Origin of the sequence: Treponema sp. UBA3813, assembly GCA_002368605.1 — a bacterium.
Taxonomy (GTDB): Bacteria; Spirochaetota; Spirochaetia; order Treponematales; family Treponemataceae; genus Treponema_D.
Map to the genome: position 1 here is coordinate 81,253 of DFEB01000020.1, position 10,883 is coordinate 92,135.

The window sequence follows — 10,883 nt, forward strand, 5'->3', positions numbered from 1 at the left end:
CCATTTCCATCTGCTCGAATTCGCAGGTGCGGAAAATGAAGTTCTTGAAGATAATCTCGTTTCGGAAAGATTTACCGACCTGGGCAACGCCAAAAGGAACCTTCATGCGGTTCGACTGAACGATGCTCTTAAAGTCAGTGAAAATACCCTGACAGGTTTCCGGGCGGAGGTAGATAAGGTGGCTCTCGTCTGCGATTGGTCCCTGATATGTCTTGAACATGAGGTTGAATTCGCGGACAGCCGTATATTTTCGGTTTTCGCTCTTACAGGTCGGGCAGTTAATGTTGGCGTCGATGTAAGCCTTCATTTCCTCGTGGGTCATTGTATCAACTGGCTTTCCAGGATCTTTGTCCGGATTTGCGGCAACGAAATCCTCGATTAATTTATCTGCACGGTGACGAGCCTGGCATTCCAGACAGTCAACCATCGGGTCTGAAAAGTGGTCAACATGGCCTGAAGCCTTCCATGTAGTGTGGTGCTGGAAAATAGCTGAGTCCAAGCCTACAACATCATCGTGAAGCTGGGTCATTTCCTTCCACCATGCGTTCTGAATGTTGCGCTTGAAATCTACGCCCAAAGGACCGTAATCCCAGGCACCGGCCTGACCGCCGTAAATCTCTGAAGCCTGATATACAAAACCCCGTCGTTTACAAAGCGAGATGATTTTGTCCAGCGTACATGCGTGCGGATCAGCCGCAACTTTTTCGTTTTTTGCCATAAATATACTCCTGAATCCACTTCTGGCGTGAAGCAGACGAATAAAAATAATTGAGGAGATTTTAGCAGATTTTTAATATTTTCACAATTGGAAATATTCGTTGTCTACAATCCTTAGCCCAATTCTACTACCAGATATCCCATACCGTAGAAGGATTGCCGTTATATTTTCCGCTAACGGTTACAGTTACTGCAGTTCCTGTAATGTTATTTTTCACACCAAAAGTCAGGCCTGTATAAGTTTTTCCGTTATAGGCATCATCCCAATTTGCTTGAAAACTTCCAGTATTAACAATATCCAAAGCTCCATATCCAGCGTAATTATTTCTATGCTCTATACCTGTTCTAGTTGGATAACTAGCGTAATAACCTTTAAGATTATCCTTCGTGAATGATATTTCCGCAATCTTACCATCTGTTTTTATATAACAAGGTTTTGAACCAGTCGGTTTTATGCTGAAGTGTTTTAAATTTTCGGAATTAGAACCTGTTATCTGTGTTCCTGAGCCGCCAGCAGATATAACAGAGCATTTTCCTGTGAAGCTATCTTGAGTTATCTGCTTGCCGCTTGGAAGATAAACAGCCCGGTCATAAGTATAACTATCATAAATATTCGCCCCGTTCTTTAGGGTGAAAGAAGAGCCTCCATGATAGACCCCGCCACCGTTGCCAGTTGCCGTGCAGTAACTCATAGAAGTTCCATCCAAAGTTACGGAACCGCCACTGATACAAATTCCGCCACCATCGCCAGAAGTTGCTTTACAAATTGACAAACTGCCACCATTAATGGAAACAGAACCGCTATCAATACAAATTCCACCGCCTTTTTGGGCATAGAAAGATTGTACTTTACAAGATTCCAATTTAAGAGAGCTTGAACCTGTCACATAGAAAGCCCCGCCATTAGCAGAACAGTTTTTAGAAGAACCATCTAGCACTATACTTTTTAAAGTAACATTTGCTCCGCTCGCAATCTTAAATAAAGGTGCAGCTGCATCTGCCGTTCTTTTTATATATGGTTCGCCACTAAAACTTTCTATTACAATGGTTGATGACAAAGTATAAGAATTGCTTCCCTCATCCGTAACTCCAGAAACAAAAATCAATCCAGGATTGTCAGAAAGGGCTTTTCCGACTGTTGCATACGGCTTTGATTTTGTGCCGTCCCCGTTTGCGTCGTCGCCCGCTGCCAAAGAAGAGCTTGTGCCAGAGGAAACATACACAACCTTTACAATCTTACCTTCGCTTGAAACGCCATACCCGCTGTTTTCTGGAATTATCGTAAAGAACAATTTTTTTGCGCTAACAACGCTCGGAGCACTGTTTGTAATTATTTCTTCGTTAACAGGACCGGGACTTCGGTCCATTAAAGATACATAAACATTCTTTGAAGGCGGATTAAAACTTGAATCAACTTCAATCGGGTTTGAGAACATATAATACACATCGTTTCCGTTGACTTGTCCGTTTCCTGGAATGTCAGCAGTGCCGCTTAAACTCAAAGTAGCATTCGTATCCAAACTGAACGCCCCGCCATGAGCCTGAGTACAGCCTTCAGCAATTAAATTGCCAGAAACCGTTCCTCCCGAAATTATAAATGAACCATATTCTACATGAACACCGCCACCTCCGACCTGCGTTCCAGAATATGTAACGGAGTTTCCGCTGATTGTTCCGCTTGCCATATAAACTTTGGCAAAACTTGATATATCGATTCCGCCACCACTTTTACTTGCCGTGTTGTTGTAGATTCCACCTGTAAATGAAGCGATGGTCTTCGGAGTGCCGTCATCATTCGCATCTTTATAGCCAATATACAAACAAGAGCCTTCGTAATTTCCTTTATAACCAGAGTTATAAATTCCGCCACCTTGCCCGATATCATTTTCGATTACGCTTGTTCTCGCATGATTTCCTTCGTCTGCCCCAGTTCCACCGATAAAAGTATTTCCGTATATAAAGGCTGCTCCACCAGAAAGATTTGCGAGCCCGCCGCCACATGGAGCTGAGTTTGAGATTAGCTTAGCACCATCTAATCTTACTGTTCCTTTGTTATAAATGCCGCCGCCATTTCCTGTGTCACTTCCGTTCGTCGTAGCTGCATTCGAGCTGATTATTACGCCGCTTTTTGCCTCTAAAGTTCCTTCATTATAAATACCGCCGCCGTTATTCGAATAATTCTGAGTTATGACAGTTCCGCTTTCCAAAATTACGGTTCCTGTGCTTGCGATATTTATTGCACCGCCTTTCGCTGGAGTGTTTGAAGCCTGATTTCGCCCGCCTTTCGTTATTTTTATGTTCTTTATGATTAATTTTGTGTTTGCAACCGTTATTATAGAATTTGTGCTTCCGTTTCCGTCGATATAATCTGTCTCATTGCTGCCGTTTAGAGAGCACAATGTGATTGAATTTACAGTTCCGCTTGAAGGATTTATCTGAATATTTGAGTCAGTGACTTTTCCGTTGATACGAATTATAAAATCTTTGTTTCCGCCAAGAGCGCAGATTGTTGAGACCGCTTTTGAGACTGAGGCAAAAGGAGCATAAGGACTTCCAGAATTATTGTCAGTCGCTGCTTTTCCGTTCACATCTGTTCCACCAACATAAAACTGAGTTCTTGCGAAAGCTGCCACAAGTTCCTGAGTGATGCTGAATGTGTTTGTATCGGTTATTATGCTGTCTCCAGAATAAACCCAAGAGCTTGTTGTCATTTTGGAGAATACGGTAATCGACTGTGCAGTTGAGAAAATAATTGGAGAAGAAGTAGTAGCCCCGGAATAAAACACAAGGTCAACATCATAAGTGCCGCAAGGAAGATTGCTCAGCTTTATTTTTGAAGGACTAACCGTGTTAACCGTGGCAGTATTCCATTTTGCGGCTTGCTCTGAATCAGCCAAAGAAATTTGCAATAATCCGACCGTCACCACAGAATCAACGGAAATATTAAGGTCTATGTCGCCAACACCTTCTGAATCTGGAGAAAGGAAAAACCTGTAATTGAAAATCGTATCAAGTTCGGAAAGCTGCTTCTGAACGGAATCTTTTAGAATCGTCTCAGTGCCAGATTTGAGACCGACTTCGATTGTCCACAAAGGCCCAACTTCAAGAGAGATAGAAAAAGTTTTTTTGTCAGCAGAAAACTCGGAATCGTCAACTTCGATAGTATCTCTTCCTTCGGCAGTGGCCTTCGCATAATAAGTCACCCCAGTCGGAATCGTAGGAATCGCAGTTCTTTCAGCAGAATCGATAGAAGCCCCCAAGAGAAGCTGTGCAATTTCAGCAGGAACGGCATCTCCAGTTTCGAGAGTGCCAGTGAAAGTTACGGTCTTTACGGCAGTTTTGGTTGATTCGTTGCCGTTCTCACCGCCAGAATAAATATCCGAGCATGAAAAAACAAAAAACAAAACAGAAATCAGCGATAAAATCTTAAAAAAGCACTTTTTCATATTTCTCTCCCTCATTAATCTTCAAAGTTTAAAACCGGAACGCCGTTAGTGTTAGTTGTCCAGGATTTATATATAGAAGAATCATTGTCTTCAACCCAATAGTTCAGCAGAGTAATTATATCATTTGTTGCTTCGTGGCTTCCGACTGTTACATTAGAATTTACAGTTGTGCCACTGAAACGATAATTCCAATAATTTCCGATTTGAGAACTATTTTTTCTATAGCAGAAACTTTTGTTTGCCTCCCCGTTTGAATACCCCCTATAGAAATAGTAAGTTACACCTACATAGTTAGAGAAAGTTATTTCAGAGCCACCAGTTCCACAGTAATACGAAATTATATCTCCATAGCAACCGATAGAAGAAGATATTGATGGAATATCTACAGTGTTGAAGCAGTTTTTGATAGAACTTTCATCACTTGGCAAACTTCCGCTTGTGTTCGTATTGAATCCAAGGATTGCGGCATAATAAGCCTTATTGCTTGAAGACTCGCCGGTTCCTTTTATCTGAGCATTATTTCCGCAGTTTCGGATTGTGTATTTTTCTCTTGCTTCGGTTGACTCAAAGAAGCCAAGAATTCCACCCGCATAAAGAGTATTGTCTCCGACATGACCATTGTTCACGCAGCAGTCAATCAAAAGATCGCCAACTTTGCTGTATCCCAAGATTCCGCCTGCAGCCCATGAAGACTTTGTGCTGACGCTTATTGTGACATTGCTTGTGCAGTTATGGATTTTTACGCTTCCGCCCGGTGCATAAGCATATCCGACAATGCCACCGAGTTTTCCAATCTCGCTTTCAGGCTTCGTTCCTTCACTCAAAGAGCCTGCTGTTATTACATTTGAGATTACGGCTCCGTTTCCTGCAACGGCAATCAAGCCGCCATATCCGCCAGAAGGAGCAACGCTATCATAAGTGACCGTGTGTTTTTTTCCGTCAAATTTTCCACAGAATGGTTTTTCAACCGTTCCGATGCAACACTCTTCTCCTGTAACAGTAATGTCGCTCTCAAGCTCAAAAGTATAGTCTGCCAAGCCGTTTGAAGAATTCTCGCAAAGAGTTTTTATGGTTTTTATGCTTTCGGCAGATTTTACAGAATAAGTTCCTGCTGCTGGAGAATCCGCATAGACAAAATCTTTTAATCCGACAACAATGAATTCAGCATTATAAGAAATACCGTTATATGTTGCCCGAACGCTAAGAATATAAGTGTCTTCGTACATTCCAGTTGCAGGAATTGAGATCGAGTTCGTAGAAGAAGTCGTTATCGTTGTGCCGCTACACTTTAATGCAAGTTTCCATGAGAATTTATTTTTTACAGTGTTGAAATCGATTTCTTCACCATCTACGGTAATTTTTGGCACAGCATAAATAGTTTTTGCTTTTCCTACATAGAATCCGCTGACTTCATTTCCATTTGATTCCGCATCTTTGAGGGAGAATTCGATTTTCGTATCGAGAGGATTTATCGTAGCCCCGCCGCTCACTGCAAGAATGACCTCTGTTTCTTCGTCATTCCAGATAGCACCATTTTTGTTTCCATAGAAAACAGTTCCTGGAAGAACCGAGTTGTAAATAGAATAGTCTTGCGTGATTGTGACAGGCTCTGAAACAGTAGGCACAGCTTCTGAATAAACGCCTATTTTGCACCCAGAAAGGCTTCCCAAAACATTGATTACTTTGCCGCTCACAAGATATAAATCTCGATGATTATCCGAAGAATCTTTATTATCGTAAATGCTCGCATTATAGATATTAAGCGTGCCGTCTTCCATCACCTTTACAGCACAAGGAGCAGATGCTGAATTATCGGTATTATTATAGATAGAAACTGAGCCGTTTTCTGAGCCAAGCGTAACAGGCCCACGAATTCCAATTGCAGAAACTCCACCAACAGAAGTATTATCGTGAATAGAGCCAGAGTTGAAAACAAGGCCACCGTTAGAATATGCGGCCACGGCACATTGGTAGCCGGTCATGCCCGTAATCTCAACATTATTCAATGTAACTTTTCCGCCAGTAAAACAAATTCCCACACCTTGCACTCCGCCGCCCGGCGCATATCCGCCCGTGAGAGTGACATCATTAAGAGTTACATCCGTACTTGGATCTGTTAAAATAACACGGCGGTTTTCTGTGCTCGGAACTGCGGCATCAATGGTATGACCGTTACCATTCAGAATATATTTTATGCCACCAGTTATTCCTGAGAATTTGATAAAATCATCGCCTGTTTCAGAGCCAGTCGCCGTAATATCGCTTTGTAGATTTATTATATAACCCGTAGGAACCGCTCCATAGAAGCTAGCCTCAGTTTTAGCATCATCGATACATTTCTGAACCGAACGATAAGGGCTGTTCTTTGAGCCGTTATTTTTATCATCATCGCCCCCAACGCTCACATAATAATTTACGCTTCGGTAGACTTTGAAATAGTTACTTGAAGAAATTGCAGAACCGTCTTTATATTCAGTAGCCTCAACGCTGTCAATCAAACCTGAATAATATGCCCAAGCCCTTACATAATAGCGACCTTTCTGAACAGGAACCTTAACAGGAGAAACTTCAGCTCCAGAAACAACAGGAGTGGAAGGATTTGTAGTATTGTAGACATCATAAACGATTGTAGGAGCACCAGAAGCTGGCTGACCAGGAACCGTGGTTTTAGTGCCGTCTTCATTTTCTTCGATGTGCCATGTGCTTCTGTCGTGATAAAGAGTTAAATAGTAGATTCCGGTTTCATCGTCAGCATAATATTCTCCGCTCGGAAGTTCTTCGATTATTGGTGGCTGAAGCTGGTCTGCCTGATTTGAGACAACAGTCGTTGCAGCAAATCCATAGTCATCCCGAATAGAGACCGTGCATGTTACCGTTTCCGTCGTCTCTTCTGGGCAAATATTCAGCGTGTAATAAAGCGGCAAGTAACCAGTGGCAGCCAAAAAACCTGAGTCAGAATCATCAAGATTCCAAAGATTTGCTGGTGCAGTCGCAGAAAGCGTACCGTTTGAATCAGAGCCGCCTCCACAATAAGACACGCTCACAGACTCAGAGGAGAATGTCAATTCATAACATTCGCTATTAAAATAAATTTTTTTTGTGTCGGCTTCATGAACAGTATCCGAAAAATTCTTTACATTGAGACAAACGACATATCTGGAAGTTCTTGTACCAGCCGCATCATCTTCGCTCTTTTTTCGGTCTCGCTGAAACATACCCCCACGGATTCTTGGCGGGGCAGAATTTGCGATTACGGAAACATGATAAGGCTGAAAAGCACGCAAAGTTTCGGCTTCATAAATGTTTATCGTACCTGAAATATCTTTTATTATCTTGCCGGTAGGATTTCCATCACTGTCTTTTACTTGAACCTCTCCCATCTCGATTTTATTGAGGAATTCTTTGCTGAAGACAAGTGTAAGATCCAGCTTTGCATTAGAAAGAACAAATGAAACATAACCAAGGCTCTCGTAATCTGAAAATGTGCTGGCAATTTCTGGATGATCAAATGTATAAGAGAATTTAAGATTATAGCCTTGCGGATTTCTGAGAAAGAAAAAAATTGACTTGTCTCCGTTGCTCTCAAAGCAATCTGTGCCGCTGGCCGACTTTCCGATAGAACTTGTGTATTCGGAAATTTCGATTGCGGCAGAATCCGTGTATTTTTGAAAGAATTCTTTTACTGGGTCATCATAACTAGGATTAAAAATATCACCGCAGGAAATCAGCAAAGAAAGAAAGAAAGAAAGAAAGAAAGAAAGAAATTTTAACTTTTTCATTTTTCATAAACTCAACCTTAAAATAATTCTAACGCATCCCCCACTCGATGTCAATGAAGAATCAGCCTTAATTTCTTATTTTTTAATAAAATAGCTCGATTTTCAATGGTAAAAACAATTGCAGAATAGTCTTTTTTTTATGCGATTTAGGAACAAACATTGTGGAATAAGAAAAAAAACTTTGTTATAATTAATTTCGGATTTTTTAATGGAACACAAAATCGAACACAAACTTCAGGAAAAGGCCAGCGAGATAATTGAGCATAATAAAGAAAAAGCCGCTGAATTGCTCGGTCAAACAAAAGAGCAAGCTATCGATATCATCGAAACGAAAACAAGCCTTCTCAAAAAGCTCTTCTGCATTGCTCTTGTCTTTGCCGTAATCGGTGGTGGAATCTGGTTTTTTTATGAATACAAAGTCGGCACAATCCGCGATGCAGAGTCTTTTAAAGTTTTCATAAACTCATTCGGAATCTTAGGGCCAATTTTTCTGTCTGTATTCCAATGCGTCAAAACGGTTTATGCTGTCATTCCGAGTACATTGGGCTGTATAGTCGGTCCTACGCTTTTCGGTCCCTGGGTTGGCATCATCTGCAATTACATCGGTATTTGCTCAGGCTCTTTCCTTGCATTCTGGCTTTCCCGCACATTCGGCATCACCTTCGTTAAGCAGATTTTTTCCGAAAAAAAATACCAGAAAAGCATTAAATGGTTGGAAAAACAAAAGAAAAGCTATCCCGTTTTCTTGTGGATTGCGATTTTTCTACCCATTTCCCCCGATGATTTTTTGTGCTACTTCACAGGACTCACTGAAATGAGTTTCAAGAAGTTTGCAATCATCATTCTTACATCAAAACCGTTCACAATCATCGTCTACGGCTTGATTTTTGGCTATGGATTCAATTAGTATTTAATATAAGTAGAAAGAAGGTATCATTTATGGATAAAAAACAACTTCGTTTGCTGGGTGTTTACAACTACACGGTTATTCTTACCTATTTAGGAATGCTCTTTGCATTTGCAGGAATTCATTTTGTTTTCTCAAACAATGACCGCAGTTTCATTCTCGCACTGCTTTGTCTCATGGTCGCAGGCGTTATGGATATGTTTGACGGAAAGGTCGCATCCACAAAAAAGAACCGCACGCCGTCAGAAAAACTTTTTGGAATTCAGATTGATTCAATGGCAGATATCATCAGCTATGGAGTTTTTCCATCACTTATCGTTTACAAACTCGCCATCGGAGACAAGCAATATCCGATTGATCACCCCTGGCAGGCGCGTATCGTCATCTGTATCTGTGCATTGTATCTGTTAAGCGCACTTATCCGTCTTTCCTATTTTAATGTAGATGAAATGGAACGACAGAACCAGACTTCAGAAAGCCGCCATGAATACAGAGGACTTCCTGTAACCAGTGTCGCAATCGTTCTTCCGGCGGTTTTTATCGTTTCGTATTTTCTCGGAAATTCACGCCCGCCGATTCAAGCAGCCGCAATTCTGCTTCTCATAATGGCATTTGCTTTTATCACGCCATTTAAAATGCTTAAACCTCACTTTATCGGCAAACTCGTTCTTATCATCATAGGTCTCGTTGAACTGGCTCTTCTTCTTCTCGGAAAAGCCTATTATGTTCAGACTCCTGATAAAGATCCATCTATCGTCTTTGAAAACAAAGCAACAATTCAAGAAATAGAGACAAAAGCTGAAGAAGCTTTCTAAAAGTGGAGATTATAATGAAGGAAAAAAGCGCGAACGATAAGTCAGTAGAATTCCTTTATGGCACAAAATGCGGTCGAATTCTGCTTCATGGGATTTTAGCTCTCCGCCTTCCGGCATTGCTCGGTCTTGTGCTTCGCTCGCCTTTCTCCCGTATTTACATTTCTTCATTCGTCAAAAAAAACGGAATCGACATGAGCGGTTTCGAGGAAGCTAAATTCAAATCTTTCAACGACTTTTTCACCCGCAAAAAAGAAATATCCTTCGATTCTGAGGCAAATCACCTTATTTCACCAGCAGACAGTCTTCTTTCAGTCTATCAAATTACAGATGACGCAAAATTTCATATCAAAGGATTTGATTACACGCTTCATGATTTTTTTGAACCAGAAAGATTTGATGTATCTGAAGAAGAAACCATAGACCTTTTTAAGGGCGGATTCTGCCTTGTTTTCAGACTTTGTGCTACAGATTATCACCGCTATTGTTATGTCGATAACGGTAGCCAAAACGGCAATCACTTCATTCAAGGCTCACTTTACTCAGTCCAACCATTAGCAGCAGAAAATTTCCGATTATACACGAAAAACCGCCGTTCATGGACAATTATGAATACAGAACATTTCGGAAAAATTGCTCAAATTGAAGTCGGAGCTTTCAGTGTAGGCGGAATTCAAAATCACATTCAGGAAGGAACTTTCAAAAAAGGACAGGAAAAGGGCTACTTTGACCTACACGGCTCTACGATTGTTCTTCTCCTTCAAAAAGACAAAATCAATATTCTCCCAGAAATCCTAAACAAAACCAGTACAGGCGCAGAATATCGTGTAAAAATCGGTGATTGCGTAGCAAAATCCTCTCTATAAGTCATTTTTATCTCAGCGAACACGGCCCCCTGCCGCCCTTTCGCCGGCTTACGGCTTACTGACGCGCGGCCGTCTGCCACAGCCCCGCGGGTTTGGCCGCCCTTTCGCCGCTCTGACCTGCCGCCCCCCGGCCTCTCCCCGCAGGGGGCCGTTTAAAACAAAAAAAAGCCGGCGGCTGCCTACTTTCCCCCGGTCTGGAGTATCATCGGCGTAGGGGCGCTTGACTTCCGTGTTCGGAACGGGAACGGGTATATCCACCCCACCATGGCCACCGGCATATAAAATACCGAAAAAAAAGGAAAGGGGGAAGGAAGCATGTGAGGCTCCGCCCTCACGGCGGGAACGAGGATATGGCC

At 41.9% G+C, this 10,883-nt stretch carries 6 protein-coding genes and 1 rRNA gene; 3 read left to right on the forward strand and 4 right to left on the reverse strand.

The window, feature by feature from the left end; genetic code table 11:
* The 3 genes from B2089_RS03245 to B2089_RS03255 form a co-directional block, all read right to left on the reverse strand.
* A partial coding sequence (locus B2089_RS03245; RefSeq protein WP_296685867.1) for a glycine--tRNA ligase occupies positions 1–718 on the reverse strand: 718 nt, incomplete at its 3' end.
* A gap of 127 nt (positions 719–845) precedes the next feature.
* Positions 846–4,163, reverse strand: coding sequence for a hypothetical protein (locus B2089_RS03250; RefSeq protein ID WP_296685870.1), 3,318 nt, complete (start codon positions 4,161–4,163; stop codon positions 846–848).
* Positions 4,164–4,177: 14 nt separating this feature from the next.
* The gene (locus tag B2089_RS03255; protein ID WP_296685873.1) at positions 4,178–7,942 is read right to left on the reverse strand and encodes a hypothetical protein; all 3,765 of its coding nucleotides are present in this window, start codon (positions 7,940–7,942) and stop codon (positions 4,178–4,180) included.
* Positions 7,943–8,150: 208 nt separating this feature from the next.
* On the opposite strand from B2089_RS03255, the gene B2089_RS03260 reads away from it, so the two are divergent.
* Genes B2089_RS03260 through B2089_RS03270 form a run of 3 tightly spaced genes read left to right on the forward strand, consistent with a single transcriptional unit; the run spans position 8,151 to position 10,527 of the window.
* On the forward strand, positions 8,151–8,849 hold the full coding sequence (locus B2089_RS03260; RefSeq protein ID WP_296685876.1) for a TVP38/TMEM64 family protein: 699 nt from the start codon (positions 8,151–8,153) through the stop codon (positions 8,847–8,849).
* A gap of 32 nt (positions 8,850–8,881) precedes the next feature.
* The gene (locus B2089_RS03265) at positions 8,882–9,664 is read left to right on the forward strand and encodes a CDP-alcohol phosphatidyltransferase family protein (RefSeq protein ID WP_296685878.1); all 783 of its coding nucleotides are present in this window, start codon (positions 8,882–8,884) and stop codon (positions 9,662–9,664) included.
* A gap of 14 nt (positions 9,665–9,678) precedes the next feature.
* Positions 9,679–10,527, forward strand: coding sequence for a phosphatidylserine decarboxylase (locus tag B2089_RS03270; RefSeq protein ID WP_296685881.1), 849 nt, complete (start codon positions 9,679–9,681; stop codon positions 10,525–10,527).
* Between the two features lie 166 nt (positions 10,528–10,693).
* Here the strand turns inward: B2089_RS03270 and rrf are convergent.
* Positions 10,694–10,803, reverse strand: a 5S ribosomal RNA gene (gene rrf, locus B2089_RS03275).
* Between the last annotated feature and the right edge of the window lie 80 nt (positions 10,804–10,883).